The sequence below is a fragment of the Kluyvera sp. Awk 3 genome (assembly GCF_028069715.1).
Classification (GTDB): Bacteria; Pseudomonadota; Gammaproteobacteria; order Enterobacterales; family Enterobacteriaceae; genus Kluyvera; species Kluyvera georgiana_A.
The window spans coordinates 1-13,026 of sequence record NZ_JANEWH010000126.1; the positions used below are offsets into that span (position 1 = coordinate 1).

Here is a 13,026-nt window from a genome sequence, read left to right on the forward strand (position 1 = left end):
CTTGAATATTCATCTAAATGTTCCATAGTAAAAACACGTTAGTCAGGACAAAGATGCCGCATTGATGGCTCGCCTGGATATGATTCATTTTTTCTGTGTAAGGTGTTAATTATGCAGCCAGTTTGTGAGAGCAAGGGTTTTGTCGAGCGCTTCACCCTCGGTGACGGTGACCTGCGTTTTGCCGTCAAAGATACGCTGGACGTGGCGGGACACCGTACACGGGCCGGCTGTCCGGCGCTGGCAGAAAGCGCAGTGGCGCAGCAGCATGCCAGCGTCGTTGCGATGCTGCTCAGCAGCGGCTGCCAACTGGCTGGCAAAACCACCTTGCATGAGTTGGCGTTTGGCGTCACCGGCATCAATCCGTGGGCGGGGACACCGCTCAATCCTTGTTACCCTGAACTGATTCCGGGCGGTTCTTCCAGCGGTTCGGCGGCGGTTGTCGCCTCGGGAGAGGTCGATTTTGCGCTCGGCACGGATACCGGCGGTTCGGTGCGGATGCCCGCCGCCTGCTGTGGGATCCTCGGGCTGAAACCCGGCTACGGCGTGCTGAGCCGTCAGGGGGTTGTCCCCGCCGAAAGTTCGCTGGACTGCGTCGGTATTTTCGCCCGTGACGCGGACGTGCTGCGCCAGGTCCTGCATCGGTTAAATGTGCCCGTGGATGCGCCGCTAACGACCTTACCGGAGATGGCCTTTATTGCCGCCGCGCAGCCGGAAATTGATGCCATGCTCCTCACGACGCTGACCCGATGGGAGATCTATCCACAACGCGCTGAATTGTCTTTGCTTAGTGAGGCTCATCGCGCCGGTCTTACCCTGATCAACCATGAAAACTGGCAGGCGTTTGGCCCACTGTTGGCCAGTGGAAAAATATCCGCTGATGTCGCCAGCCGCATTCGTCGGGGGGAAACGGTCAGCGCGCAGGACGTGCATGAAGCGAAAACCGTTCGCCAGCGCTTTAGCGCGCAGGTGGATGAACAACTGATGAAAACGCCGCTGCTGGCGCTGGCAACCTTACCAGAATTACCGCCAACCTTAGCCGAAGCTCACGATCCGCTGCGTGTGGTTGAGTTAACCCGGCTGGTGCGTCCCTTCAACCTCAGCGGCCATCCGGCACTGACGCTGCCCATGGGCAGTCTGAACGATCGTCCTGTTGCGCTTCAGCTCGTGGCCCGTAAAGGGAACGAAAGCCTGTTGGTGCAGGCCGCCGAATGGCTGATGCGACGACGCGTCTAGCCGCAATACCCGCTTTTCGTTATCCCAGATGACTCAGTGAGTTCGACTCATTGCGGCTGCGTTCGCCCTGCGAACGGCTGCGTATAACCCTTCCGGAGGAAGCCATGTCTGCCGTACACGTTCGTGAAACGCTGGTACCGCTGCTGAGCGAGGTTGCGACTCGCAGCGCCGATTTTGAGCATCAACGTCATATTTCTGACGACATCATTACCCGCTTTAAACAGGTCGGCGTGTATCGCGCACTGGTCCCAAAAATCTACGGCGGCGACGAGTGTACGCCCGCGCAGTTCTGCGAATTGATTGAGCAAATCGCCACGGCGGACGGCTCTGCGGGGTGGGTGGCAAGCTTTGGCATGAGCCCGTTCTACCTTGGCGCGCTGCCGGTGGAGACGCTGGCTGAACTCTATCGCGACGGCCCGGACGTGGTCTTCGCGGGCGGCATCTTCCCGACGCAGAAAGCGCGTCAGGCCGACGGCGGCTACCGGGTGAGCGGTCGCTGGAGCTTTGCCAGCGGCAGCATGGGCGCATCGGTACTGGGCGTCGGGATTCTGCCGGACGGCGAACAACCGCTGCCGCGCATGGCGGTCCTGCCGCGCGACAGCGTGCAGATCGATCCGGTGTGGGACACCGTGGGCCTCGCCGGAACCGGCAGCCACGACCTGCTGGTGGACGACGTCTTTGTCCCCGAGGCGTGGACCTTTATTCGCGGCGGCGCGCTGAATCTGGAGGGGCCGCTCTACCGCTACCCGGTGCTATCGCTGGCCACTCAGGTGCTTTCCGTTGTCGCCCTCGGCGTGGCCCGCGCGGCGCTCAATGAAATTTACGCCATCGCCCATCGTCAGCAGTCGGTGACCGGCGCGCCACGACTGGCCGACCGCCCGCAGGCGCAGATGCAGATTGCCCGCTGTGAAGCGGATTTACGCTCGGCCCGCGCCTGGTTTTACGAGGCGATAGACGATGTCTGGCAGCGTCTGCTGCGGGGCGATGACGCCAGCTGCGAGCAGATTAACGCCCTGCGGCTGTCCTCCACCCACGTGACCCGCGTCGCCGCCGATGTGGCCCGTCAGGCGCTGGCACTGAACGGTATGAGCGGCGTCACCATGACCAGCCCGCTGCAGCGCTACGTCCGCGACACGATGGTGATTACGCAACACGCCTTTATGGGCGACCTCTCGTACCTCAATGCGGGCACGGTCTTTTTCGGCGGTAAACCGCTGCCGGGTTACCTGTGATTGTTAACTAAGGAGCAACAGATGAGCCAAACCAACAAATTACGCGTGCTGTTTTGCATCGGCGTAAACCAGAACTTTTTTGACGCCAGCGGGGCGGAAGCCAAACAGGTATGGGCCGCTTTCGGCGTGATGATGAAGGGCATGGAGGAGACGCCGGGGATCCGCGTCATCGGCAATATGGATGACGACCAGCTGATGGTGGGCCCGTCGACCACCGCGCCGTGGACCACCTACGTACTGGCCGATGCCGAAGCGCTGGAAAACGTCGCGGCGGTCTGCAATCTGTTCCGCACCACGCCGGTAGGCGACAGCGGCAGCAAGCTGTGGAAGTACTGCAAAATCGAAGCCCGCGTCGGGCGTGAACTGATAATTCAGGGTTAACGGAGCGTGCGATGACTTCTCAGGATGCGCTGCGCCTACAGCAGCTCGAAGATCAGCAGGCCGCGCGGGTGTGCATCAGCAACTACATGCACCTATGCGACCGCCTTGATGATGCCGACACCGTACGCGCCATCGGCGCGCTGTTTAGCGTCGATGCCTGCTGGGAAGGCGTGGGGGAACCCTATGCCGCGCGCCTGGGGCGTCATCAGGGGCGTGCGGCCATTATCGCCATGATGGCGAGCTACGTGCGTCAACCCGCGCACTTCGCCATGAACGCGCATTTTCTCTGTTCCGAGGCGTTGAGCGTGACGGCCGACGGCGAGCTGCATGGCCGCTGGCTGATGCTGCAAACATCCGCCTTCAGCGCGGGCGGCGCACATCTTAACGCCGCGGAACTCCATGTGACCTTTCGGCGCGAGGCGGGAGAAATGGTGATGCGCCACTTCGCCACCCGCAACCTGTTTAGCCGACCCATAAGCCACTGGCACGCCGAGGATCTGCTCCCGGTGCCGGAGCAAAATCAGACCGTCGCAGACGTGCAGGAGAATGGACATGCAGTGTGACCACCTCATTAATGTAAAGAATATCGATACCACGACGGCGAACGCGCCGAGCCGCGCCGAGATTGCCGCGCTGGTCCAGCAAGACCGTGTACATACCTCGCTGTACACCTCGGAAGAATTGTTCAATCTCGAGCTGGATCGCGTGTTTGGCAAAACCTGGGTCTGGGTGGCGCATGCCAGCGAAATCCCGGAGACCGGGAGCTTTAAAACCACCGAAATCGGCACCCAGCCGGTGATCGTGGTGCGTGACCGTAAAGGCACCGTTCACACGCTGCTCAACCGCTGTCGCCACCGCGCGGCCACCGTTTGCGAGCATCGCAGCGGCAAAACCAACAGCTTTGTTTGTCCGTATCACGGCTGGGGCTACGCGCTCGACGGCAGCCTGCGCGGCGTGCCGCACCCTGAAAGCTATGCCGACCAGCTGGAAAAGGGCGAGCTGGGGCTGGTGTCGCTGCGCACCGAACAGTACGCGGGGATGATCTTCGCCACCTTCAACGATCGTATTGAGCCGCTGGAAGATTTCCTCGGCGCGGCGAAGAAGTGGATGGATCTGTTTATGAAGCAGGGCGCGGGCTACCCGATTAAAACCGGCCCGGCGCACCGTTTCCGCTTCCCGGGCAACTGGAAAATTCAGCTCGAGAATACCACCGACGGCTACCACTTCCCGGTGGTGCACCGTTCGTTCTTAAGTTCGGTCGATAAGCAGACCGAAGAGATGCTCAACTTCGTTGATGGCAGCGGCTATGTGGAAGACCTCGGCAACGGCCATAGCGTGATGGTGATGATCCCGGAACTGGTGGATCTGGAAGCCAATCTGGATGCGCCGATCCCGGAGCGCTTTACCGAACTGGCCGACGCCCTGCGCGCCGATCACGACGAAGATCAGGTACGTCGCATCGTGCGTGCCGTCGGCGGCTCCGGCTTCAACCTCAATATCTTCCCGAACATTGCCTGCTCGATGGCTTTCTTCCGCGTATTGCAGCCGGTATCGGTGAACGAAACCGAAATTCACCATGCGGTGATCACCATGGACGGCGGGCCCGAAATCGCCAATCAGGCGCGTCTGCGTCTGCACGAGCACTTCCAGGGGCCGATGGGCTTTGGTACGCCGGACGACTCGGAAGCGTGGGAGCGCGTGCAGCGCGGGGCCACCGCCGGGGATGACCTGTGGATCATGCTCAACCGCGGACTGGCAGGGGAATACCGCACCGACGACGGTCTGCGTAGCGACGTCAGCGCCGAAACCGGCATGCGTGCGGCCTACCAGCAGTGGAAAAAACTGATGACGGAGATGGAATAAATGACGCCCGCTGAATCTGTACTGTTTAACGCCATCGCGGTTATCAACCTCGAAGGTGACCTGCTGGATCAGGGCGAGTTTGATGCTTGGCTGGATCTCTGGCAGCGGGACGGCCTGTATGTGGTGCCGATCGACCCCACCGAGACCGACTTTAAAAACACGCTCAACTACGCCTGCGACGATCACGAGATGCGCGCCAAGCGCGTGAAGCGCCTGTATAGCGGTGAGTCCATCTCCACCACGCCGCGAGCCAGAACGCTGCGCACGCTGTCGCGCTTTCGTCTGCTGGAGGCCAGCGAAAACGAAGTGGTGGTACGCGGCGCGCAGTCGCTGTGGGAACACCGCAAGGGCCACAGCCGCCACTACGCCGCCGATATCACCTGGCACCTGCGCCCGCTGGAAAGCGGCTGGCGCATTACCCAGAAGGTGATTCGCCTGGTCAACAGCGACGATGTGCTGCACAGCATCGGCTACATCCTGTGAGGGGCTGTTTATGACGCAAACTGTATTAGTGACCGGCGCTGCCGCCGGTCTCGGCAACGTGATTGCCACCCATCTGCTGGCGCAGGGGTTCCAGGTGGTATTGACCGATGTGGATGCTGAACGCGCGCAGGCAGCAGCCGCCGGTCTGGATAGCGATCGCGTGCTGGCATTGGCGCTGGATATTCGCCAGCCGGACGCCTTTGAGCGCGCGCTGGCGGCCACCATTGAGCGCTTCGGCAGCCTACAGGCGCTGGTCAATAACGCCGCGCTGACGCTGGCCACGCCGGTAATGGAGATTACGGCGGAAGAGTTTGACCGGGTAATGACCACCAACCTGCGCGGCACCTTTGTGGGCTGCCAGACCCTTGGGCGTTACTTCGCCCGCCACGGCTATGGCCGCATCATCAATCTGGCGTCGCTGGCCGGGCAGAACGGCGGCACCGCCTCTGGCGCGCACTATGCGGCCTCGAAGGGCGGCATTCTGACGCTGACTAAAATTTTCGCCCGCGAGTTGGCGAAATCCGGCGTGACCGTGAACGCCATCGCTCCTGGGCCGATGGATTCACCGGCGGTTCATGCGCTGGTGCCGGAAGAGAAGATGGCGGGGTTATTACAGATGATCCCGGTTGGCAAGCTCGGCGAGGCGGAGTTTGTCGCCCAGGCCGTGGCGCTGCTGGTTTCGCCACAGGCGTCGTTTGTCACCGGGGCCACCTGGGACATCAACGGCGGGCTGTTTATGCGCTAAGGGGATGAAGATGCTGACATTACAGATTGTCCGCCGTGAACTGCGCGGCGAGGTGGTGCTGCTGACGCTGGCTCACGCTGAGGGTATCGCGCTGCCCGCGTTCACCGCCGGAGCGCATATCGATCTGCATTTAAACAACGATCTGGTGCGCCCGTACTCGCTGTGCAGCGACCCTCAGCAACGCTTTCACTATCAGCTCGGCGTACTCAAAGATCGCCAGTCGCAGGGCGGTTCGCTGGCGGTGCACGCCCTGCGCGAAGGGGATGAGGTCCGCGTCAGCGAGCCGCGCAACCTGTTTGCACTGGATGGGCAGGCCAAACACAGCCTGTTGATCGGCGGCGGCATCGGTATTACGCCGATGCTGGCGATGGCGGCGGAATTACGCGCCGCCGGGCGTTCATTCAGCCTGCATTACTGCACGAAATCGCGCGCTGAGGCGGCGTTCGTCGCGCATCTGGAAGCGGCGGACTATGCGCCGCAGGTTCACCTGCATTTCAGCGATGAGCAGCGTATCAACCTCGACGCGGTGTTGTGCGACGTACCACAAGGCACACACGTCTACGTTTGCGGCCCCGCACGGTTGATGGATGCGGTGAGCGAACGCGCGGCGGCGCACGGTTACACGGCGGAACAGATTCACCAGGAGTGCTTCAGCGCTGAGGTTGCCACCGATGGTCAGCCGTTTGAAGTGGTGGCCGCCGCCAGCGGTATTACCGTACAGGTGGCGGCAAACCAGACCATTGTCGAGGCGCTGGCCCTGGCCGGGCTGAAAGTGTGCGTCTCCTGTAAGCAGGGGATCTGCGGCAGTTGCCTGACCGACGTACTCGAAGGCGAGCCGGATCACCGTGACCACTACCTGACCGACGACGAGAAAGCCGACGGCGATCAGATTCTGTTGTGCTGTTCACGGGCGAAAAGCGCCCGCCTGATTATCGATCTTTGAGGCTCTGACTATGACTCTGCAAACCGAATTTCGTAACGCTATGGCGCAACTTGGCAGCGCGGTATCCGTGATCACCACCGACGGCCCGGCAGGCAAATTTGGCTTTACCGCCTCCGCCGTCTGCAGCGTGACCGACCAGCCGCCGACGCTGTTGGTGTGCATGAACCGCAACTCCTTCGCCCACGCGCACTTCAAGCAAAACGGCGCGCTGTGCGTCAACGTGCTGTCGAGCGACCACCAGGCGCTGTCGGGTATTTTTGCCAACGCCAGCCTGCGCTCCGAAGAGCGTTTCTGCCACGACAGCTGGCAGGTGATGGCCAGCGGCGCGCCGGTGCTGAGCTCCGCGGTGGCGAGCTTTGACTGCCTGATTGACGACTGCCACGAAGTGGGCAGCCACTCGGTCTTTTACTGCCGGGTGCAGGCCATTCGCATCAGCGAGCAGCCGCGCGGGCTGGTCTATTTCAACCGCCGCTACCACACGATTGGCTGCGACGTGGAAGTCTGATAACGAAAGGGGGAATGCCGGATGAGCAATGTCGTTTCTGAAACTGCCGTCACATCAACGACCGTCCGCCATGACGCGCAGCAGATGCGCAAGCTGGTGGTCGCGTCGGTACTGGGTAATGCGCTGGAATGGTATGACTTCTTTCTCTACGGCACCGCCGCGGCGCTGGTGTTTGGCCCGCTGTTCTTCCCGGTAAGCGGCGACCCGCTGCAGGGCACGCTGCTGGCGTTTTCCGGCTTTGCGGTTGGTTTTCTGGCACGCCCGCTCGGCGGCATCCTGTTCGGCCATCTCGGCGATCGCTATAGCCGTAAAATGACGCTAATCATGACCCTGACGCTGATGGGGGCGACGACCTTTGTGATTGGCCTGCTGCCGACCTACGCGCAGATAGGTATCTGGGCGCCGTTGTCGCTCATCATCCTGCGCTTCTTACAGGGAGTAGCTTCCGGCGGTGAGTGGGGCGGCGGCGTATTGATGCTGAGCGAAAATGCGCCCGCCTCGCGGCGCGGCTTCTATACCGCGTGGAGCCAGATGGGCGTCTCCGGCGGCTTTGTGCTCTCCGCCTTTGCCTTTTACCTCGTCCAGCAGTTGCCGCAAAGCGATTTCCTGAGCTGGGGCTGGCGCGTGCCGTTCTTACTGAGCATCGTCATCTTCCTGGTCGGCGTTTATATCCGTAAAAACATTCGCGAGAGCAAAGCTTTCACTCAGGCGAAGCCGGAAGAGAAGCATGAAAAGATCCCGCTGCTGGTGCTGGTGCGCGAACACCCGAAAGCGCTGTTGCAGGCCATTGCCCTGAGGCTGCCGGAAAACGGGGCTTCCTATATTTTCTTCACCTTCTCGGTGGTCTACGCCAAACACATTGGCATTGGCACCGGGGAGATCATCAGCGCGGTGACGCTGGCGATGCTGATTGAGTTTTTCTCGATCCTGTTCTGGGGCGCGCTGTCGGACAAGATTGGCCTGAAACCCGTTTACTACATCGGCGTGATTGGCCTGTTGGTGATGGCGTTTCCGTTCTTCTGGCTGCTCTCCACCGGCAACTATGGCGCGGTGATGCTGGCGATGTTCCTCGGTCTGCCGGTGTGCCACGGCGCGATGATCGGCACCCAGCCGTGCATCATGAGCGATCTCTTCCCGGTGCGGGTGCGCTACTCCGGGCTGGCGCTGGGCCACGAAGTGGGGTCCATCTTCTCCGGCGGCCTCGGCCCGATGCTGGCGGTGGCGCTGCTGATGGCCTTCGATTCCTCCTGGCCGGTCTCTTTACTGTTGATGGCCTACGCGCTGCTGGCATGGATTGCCCTGAGTAGCCTGCCTTCAACCCCCTTACAACACAAAAATGCAGGAGCAACGGATGTTAACGATTGAATCACTGACCTGCTGGCTGGTGGATATTCCCACCATTCGCCCGCACAAACTGTCGATGGCCACCATGGGCTGCCAGACCCTGACCCTGGTGCGCATGCAGTGCGCGCAGGGCGTGGTCGGCTGGGGCGAAGCCACCACCATCGGCGGGCTGAGCTACGGGGCGGAAAGCCCGGAGGCCATCCGCTCGGCTATTGAAACCTACCTGTCGCCGCTGCTGTGCGGCCAGACCTTCAACGGCGTGGCGGCGCTGGCAGAGAAAATGAACGCCAGCGTTAAGGGCAACACCTTTGCTAAATCAGCGCTGCAAACCGCGTTTCTCGATGCCCAGGGCAAGCTGCTGGGGCTGCCGGTCAGCGCGCTGCTCGGCGGGGCGATAACCGACCGTCTACCGGTGCTGTGGACGCTGGCGAGCGGCGACACGGAGAAAGACATTGAAGAGGGCAAACGGCTGCTGGCGGAAGGGCGGCACGATACCTTCAAGCTGAAAATTGGCGCCCGGGATCTCAAAACCGATATTCGCCACGCGCTGGCGATTAAAGCGGCGCTCGGTGACGAGGTCAGCGTTCGTGTTGACGTCAACCAGGCGTGGGACTTCACCACCGCGGTGAAAGGGATGAGCCAGCTACAGGACGGCGGTATCGACCTCGTTGAACAGCCAACCCCGCTCTGGGACCGGCAGGGGCTGATTGCCCTGAGCCAGCGTTTTGAGGTGCCGATTCTCGCCGATGAAGCGGTGGCAACCAGCCACGACGGTTTTGCTCTGGCGCACGGCGGCTTTAGTGGCGCTTATGCACTGAAGATTGCCAAAGCGGGCGGTCCGGCGCAGGCGCTGAAGCTGGCGCACGTCGCGCAGGCGGCGGGCGTGGCGTTGTACGGTGGCACCATGCTGGAAGGGACGATCGGCACGGTGGCCTCGCTGCACGCCTGGTCCACCGTCAGGATGCAGTGGGGCACCGAGATGTTCGGCCCGCTGCTGCTGAAAGATGACATCGTGGTCACGCCGCTCGACTTCCGCCAGGGGCAGGTTTCGCTGCCGCAAGGACCGGGTCTGGGCATAGAGATTGACCTCGATAAATTGCGTTATTACGCGCGCCACTAAAAGGACATCCCGATGCTGTTCAAAGTTGAAATGACCGTCAATATCCCCTCGTCGCTGCCTAAAGCCGAAGCCGATGAGATCAAGGCAAAAGAGAAAGCCTACTCCCAGCAGCTTCAGCGCGAAGGGAAATGGCTGCATATCTGGCGCGTCGCCGGGCTGTACGCCAACGTCAGCATTTTTGACGTGGCCGATAACCAGGAACTCCACGACCTCTTAACCGCGCTGCCGCTCTATCCGTATATGGCGATCAGCGTGCAGCCGTTATGCCGACACCCGTCGGCCATTGATTAAAACAACAACCCTTACCCTACGAAGAGGAATACGCAATGTCCGTTAATCCCGCAAAACAGACCGAACTGGAATCGTTACTGGCGATCAGCAGCGGCTTAAATGCCGAACAGGGCAACGAGCGTTTTAAAGCGATTATGCATCAGGTGCTGAGCGACCTGTGTCAGACCATCAAGAAGTTTGATATCAGCGACGAAGAGTTCTGGCTGGCCGTCAACTACCTGAACGAACTAGGCGAACGCAAAGAAGCGGCGCTGCTGGCCGCCGGACTGGGGCTGGAGCATTACCTTGATATGCGCGCCGATGAAAAAGAGGCGGCCGCCGGTCTTGACGTTGGTACGCCGCGCACCATCGAGGGGCCGCTGTATGTCGCTGGCGCGCCGCTGAGCAAACAGTTTGCGCGGATGGATGATGGCAGCGAAGCGGGAGAGCCGATGTGGCTGCACGGGCAGGTGACCGATCTTCAAGGTCAACCGGTGGCGGGCGCGATTGTCGATATCTGGCATGCCAACACTCTCGGCGGTTATTCATTCTTCGATCAATCACAGAGTGAATATCACCTGCGTCGCCGTGTGGAAACCGGGGCGGACGGACGTTATGCGGTGCGTAGTATTGTCCCTTGCGGTTACGGCTGCCCGCCGGATGGCCCGACCCAGAAGCTGTTGAATCAGCTTGGCCGTCACGGCAATCGTCCGGCGCACGTGCATTTCTTCGTCTCGGCGCCGGGCTATAAACACCTGACGACGCAAATTAACCTCAACGGCGACGCCTACCTGTGGGATGACTTCGCCTTTGCCACCCGCGAAGAGCTGATTGCCGATCCGGTCAAAATTACCGACGACAAGCTGGCGCAGGAACGCGATATTCACCAGCCGCACACGGAGGTGAGCTTCAACTTTACGCTGGTGGAATCCGCGCAGGCTGAGGAAGAAAACCGCATCAAGCGTGCGCGCGTGATGGAGTAAGTAAGCCGCCCGGCCCGCGTTGGCGAGGCCGGGCGTTGACTGCTTACTGCGCTGCCAGCGCCTGCTTTATCCAGCCGTCAAACGTCTGCTGGTGGGCGTGGATCCAGCCGTCTACATGACGCTGGATATCCGCAGCGGTCGACTCCCCTTTATGCATTAGCTGATTCTGCGCATTGACGTCCGCCAGCGGCAGCTTGGCGATAGCAAACAGTTTGGCCGCCGCGGGGTTTTTCTCCGCCCAGGCTTTATTGGCGACGATGTACTCGTTGTTGACCGCAAAACCGTAGTTCTTGCCGTTCGGCAGTTCGGTATTCTGATCTTTCAGCGAGCCCGGGTTAGCAGAGAAGGGGACGGTTAGCCAGACCACATCTTTACCCGGCTTCAGTTCATCACTGACCCAATAGGGCGTCCAGGTATAATAGAGCACCGGCTTGCCTGCTTTATAACGGGCGAGGGTGTCAGCAATAATCGCGGCATAATTCCCCTGATTCTGTGTAACCGTATTACTGAGCCCATAAGCTTTTATTTGCGTATCAATCACCGAGCCACAAACCCAGCCGGGATTACAGCCAGCTAAATCGGCTTTACCGTCGCCGTTGGCATCAAATAATTTCGCGAGTTCAGGATCTTTTAGCTGAGAAATATCTGTAATGTTATATTTCTCTGCAGTTTTTTTATCGATCATATAACCCTGGGCGGCGTTACTAATATAAGTACCCTGACGGTAGAATTTCCGATCGCCGCCGCTGGCGTCATACATATCCTGCTGCATCGGCAGCCAGTTGGCGGCCATGAAGGTCGCATCACCGGCCGCAATCGCCGTATAGGCGACGTTGTACTCCACCTCTTCAATCGGAGTGACATCATAGCCTAGCTGCTTCAGCGCGCGGTTGATTATCTCGGTCTGGAACGTTTCTTCCGGTAGGGTACTTTGCACGGGGTGAACGGTAATGCCTTTGCCGGGAAGGTCCGCGGCAAAAAGAGTGGGGGAGGTAAATAACGCAGCCAGCGTGAGGGTGCGCAGAGTTGTTGTTGTTTGCATAATAATAACCTTGTTATTTTCGCGTGTTAAGCCAGAGGTGGCATATTATTCCCGCTTGGATAAAAGGTGGAAATAAAGGATGGTAGGACGATTAATCTCTCCGGGTTGTGTTAGCAACAATAACTTACCCTAACATAATAAAGCGTATATGCAATCCTCAATATTCCTCAGCATTCTTTTTTACCCTTATATATGGCTAAGGATATTCTTAAAATGAATTGTATTGGCTAGATATTAACGCTTATGAATACGACAAATGACGGATTCAATTCTGATGAGGACGTACGCTATAGTGATTAGCCTGATTCTCATGAAAAATGAGAGTGCCAGGAGGCAAAACGAGCTGCATCAATGAGAGTAGATGATGCGGATTCATTCTCACAGGAAGTGGGGGAAGTATGAAGAAAATAGTACCTGTAGTATGTCTGTCGTTGTTAAGCCTGGCGTTATCCGGTGTGGCGCAAGCGCAGAGCCGGTCAAACTCCGGCACCATTCATTTTATCGGTCAGGTGGTCGAAGGGGGCTGTAACGTCTCGCCATCGGGCCAGGGTTTGCAGATTGCCTGCTACCGTGACGGCGCCATTCATGAACAGCATGTCGCGATGTCGACAACGTCCAGTACGCCATTTAAGGTCATCAGCCGAATCGATCGCCGCACGCTGCCGGGGAATCCTCATCTTCAGGAAGTGACCATCAGTTATCTTTAAGTCTTTTCTCCTGGCGCTGCCTGTCTCAATGACTGGAAATGCAGGTAGCGCCTCATCTACGCAAGTAATGACTCACAAAATGAGTCAGTCATAACGGAATAAAATATAGCGTCTCTTCCCAAAGTGAAATATTCATTTTTATAAATTAAATATGCACTTTTGGGAGCTTTGGAAA

At 59.3% G+C, this 13,026-nt stretch carries 15 protein-coding genes; 14 read left to right on the top strand and 1 reads right to left on the bottom strand.

All coding sequences use genetic code 11. From position 1 onward, the window contains the following. Positions 1 to 111: 111 nt before the first annotated feature. From NNN71_RS19990 to catA, 13 genes are all read left to right on the top strand, one after another. Positions 112 to 1,233: an amidase gene (locus NNN71_RS19990; protein ID WP_271459180.1), complete on the top strand. Its 1,122-nt coding sequence runs from the start codon at positions 112 to 114 to the stop codon at positions 1,231 to 1,233. A gap of 104 nt (positions 1,234 to 1,337) precedes the next feature. Further along, a complete protein-coding gene (locus tag NNN71_RS19995) occupies positions 1,338 to 2,465 on the top strand; it encodes an acyl-CoA dehydrogenase family protein (RefSeq protein ID WP_271459181.1) in 1,128 nt (375 codons plus the stop codon). A 21-nt stretch (positions 2,466 to 2,486) separates the two neighbouring features. Further along, the gene (locus NNN71_RS20000) at positions 2,487 to 2,846 is read left to right on the top strand and encodes an IacB protein (RefSeq protein ID WP_271459182.1); all 360 of its coding nucleotides are present in this window, start codon (positions 2,487 to 2,489) and stop codon (positions 2,844 to 2,846) included. Positions 2,847 to 2,857: 11 nt separating this feature from the next. Then, positions 2,858 to 3,409: a nuclear transport factor 2 family protein gene (locus NNN71_RS20005; RefSeq protein WP_271459183.1), complete on the top strand. Its 552-nt coding sequence runs from the start codon at positions 2,858 to 2,860 to the stop codon at positions 3,407 to 3,409. Next, entirely contained in the window at positions 3,399 to 4,709 is a 1,311-nt protein-coding gene (locus NNN71_RS20010) for an aromatic ring-hydroxylating oxygenase subunit alpha (protein WP_271459184.1), read from the top strand. The genes NNN71_RS20005 and NNN71_RS20010 overlap by 11 nt, the downstream gene beginning before the upstream one ends. Beyond that, on the top strand, positions 4,710 to 5,192 hold the full coding sequence (locus tag NNN71_RS20015; protein ID WP_271459185.1) for an aromatic-ring-hydroxylating dioxygenase subunit beta: 483 nt from the start codon (positions 4,710 to 4,712) through the stop codon (positions 5,190 to 5,192). A 10-nt stretch (positions 5,193 to 5,202) separates the two neighbouring features. Continuing rightward, positions 5,203 to 5,937, top strand: coding sequence for an SDR family NAD(P)-dependent oxidoreductase (locus tag NNN71_RS20020; protein WP_271459186.1), 735 nt, complete (start codon positions 5,203 to 5,205; stop codon positions 5,935 to 5,937). 10 nt (positions 5,938 to 5,947) lie between these two features. Further along, the gene (locus NNN71_RS20025) at positions 5,948 to 6,880 is read left to right on the top strand and encodes a PDR/VanB family oxidoreductase (protein ID WP_271459187.1); all 933 of its coding nucleotides are present in this window, start codon (positions 5,948 to 5,950) and stop codon (positions 6,878 to 6,880) included. A 10-nt stretch (positions 6,881 to 6,890) separates the two neighbouring features. After that, positions 6,891 to 7,385 carry a flavin reductase gene (locus tag NNN71_RS20030; protein ID WP_167575622.1) on the top strand — a complete coding sequence of 165 codons (495 nt, stop codon included), beginning with the start codon at positions 6,891 to 6,893 and terminating at the stop codon, positions 7,383 to 7,385. Between the two features lie 84 nt (positions 7,386 to 7,469). After that, the gene (locus tag NNN71_RS20035; protein WP_442910521.1) at positions 7,470 to 8,750 is read left to right on the top strand and encodes an MFS transporter; all 1,281 of its coding nucleotides are present in this window, start codon (positions 7,470 to 7,472) and stop codon (positions 8,748 to 8,750) included. Then, positions 8,737 to 9,849, top strand: a complete 1,113-nt coding sequence (locus NNN71_RS20040; protein ID WP_271459189.1) for a muconate/chloromuconate family cycloisomerase — start codon at positions 8,737 to 8,739, stop codon at positions 9,847 to 9,849. The genes NNN71_RS20035 and NNN71_RS20040 overlap by 14 nt, the downstream gene beginning before the upstream one ends. A 12-nt stretch (positions 9,850 to 9,861) precedes the next feature. Further along, positions 9,862 to 10,140 (top strand): muconolactone Delta-isomerase, encoded by a 279-nt coding sequence (gene catC / locus NNN71_RS20045; protein ID WP_167575624.1) that lies wholly within the window; start codon positions 9,862 to 9,864, stop codon positions 10,138 to 10,140. A gap of 35 nt (positions 10,141 to 10,175) precedes the next feature. Beyond that, entirely contained in the window at positions 10,176 to 11,102 is a 927-nt protein-coding gene (gene catA / locus NNN71_RS20050; protein WP_167575625.1) for a catechol 1,2-dioxygenase, read from the top strand. Positions 11,103 to 11,145: 43 nt separating this feature from the next. Here the strand turns inward: catA and proX are convergent, their stop codons facing one another. Continuing rightward, positions 11,146 to 12,144, bottom strand: a complete 999-nt coding sequence (proX, locus tag NNN71_RS20055; protein WP_249023135.1) for a glycine betaine/L-proline ABC transporter substrate-binding protein ProX — start codon at positions 12,142 to 12,144, stop codon at positions 11,146 to 11,148. Between the two features lie 398 nt (positions 12,145 to 12,542). Between proX and NNN71_RS20060 the strand changes: the two genes are divergently transcribed. Next, positions 12,543 to 12,851, top strand: coding sequence for a hypothetical protein (locus tag NNN71_RS20060; RefSeq protein WP_167575627.1), 309 nt, complete (start codon positions 12,543 to 12,545; stop codon positions 12,849 to 12,851). Positions 12,852 to 13,026 lie beyond the last annotated feature (175 nt).

Excerpts from the sequence above, each read along its gene's own strand:
- NNN71_RS19990 (WP_271459180.1), top strand. The coding sequence starts at position 112 with ATGCAGCCAGTTTGTGAGAGCAAGGGTTTTGTCGAGCGCTTCACCCTC.
- NNN71_RS19995 (WP_271459181.1), top strand. The coding sequence starts at position 1,338 with ATGTCTGCCGTACACGTTCGTGAAACGCTGGTACCGCTGCTGAGCGAG.
- NNN71_RS20000 (WP_271459182.1), top strand. The coding sequence starts at position 2,487 with ATGAGCCAAACCAACAAATTACGCGTGCTGTTTTGCATCGGCGTAAAC.
- NNN71_RS20005 (WP_271459183.1), top strand. The coding sequence starts at position 2,858 with ATGACTTCTCAGGATGCGCTGCGCCTACAGCAGCTCGAAGATCAGCAG.
- NNN71_RS20010 (WP_271459184.1), top strand. The coding sequence starts at position 3,399 with ATGCAGTGTGACCACCTCATTAATGTAAAGAATATCGATACCACGACG.
- NNN71_RS20015 (WP_271459185.1), top strand. The coding sequence starts at position 4,710 with ATGACGCCCGCTGAATCTGTACTGTTTAACGCCATCGCGGTTATCAAC.
- NNN71_RS20020 (WP_271459186.1), top strand. The coding sequence starts at position 5,203 with ATGACGCAAACTGTATTAGTGACCGGCGCTGCCGCCGGTCTCGGCAAC.
- NNN71_RS20025 (WP_271459187.1), top strand. The coding sequence starts at position 5,948 with ATGCTGACATTACAGATTGTCCGCCGTGAACTGCGCGGCGAGGTGGTG.
- NNN71_RS20030 (WP_167575622.1), top strand. The coding sequence starts at position 6,891 with ATGACTCTGCAAACCGAATTTCGTAACGCTATGGCGCAACTTGGCAGC.
- NNN71_RS20035 (WP_442910521.1), top strand. The coding sequence starts at position 7,470 with ATGCGCAAGCTGGTGGTCGCGTCGGTACTGGGTAATGCGCTGGAATGG.
- NNN71_RS20040 (WP_271459189.1), top strand. The coding sequence starts at position 8,737 with ATGTTAACGATTGAATCACTGACCTGCTGGCTGGTGGATATTCCCACC.
- catC (WP_167575624.1), top strand. The coding sequence starts at position 9,862 with ATGCTGTTCAAAGTTGAAATGACCGTCAATATCCCCTCGTCGCTGCCT.
- catA (WP_167575625.1), top strand. The coding sequence starts at position 10,176 with ATGTCCGTTAATCCCGCAAAACAGACCGAACTGGAATCGTTACTGGCG.
- proX (WP_249023135.1), bottom strand. The coding sequence starts at position 12,144 with ATGCAAACAACAACAACTCTGCGCACCCTCACGCTGGCTGCGTTATTT.
- NNN71_RS20060 (WP_167575627.1), top strand. The coding sequence starts at position 12,543 with ATGAAGAAAATAGTACCTGTAGTATGTCTGTCGTTGTTAAGCCTGGCG.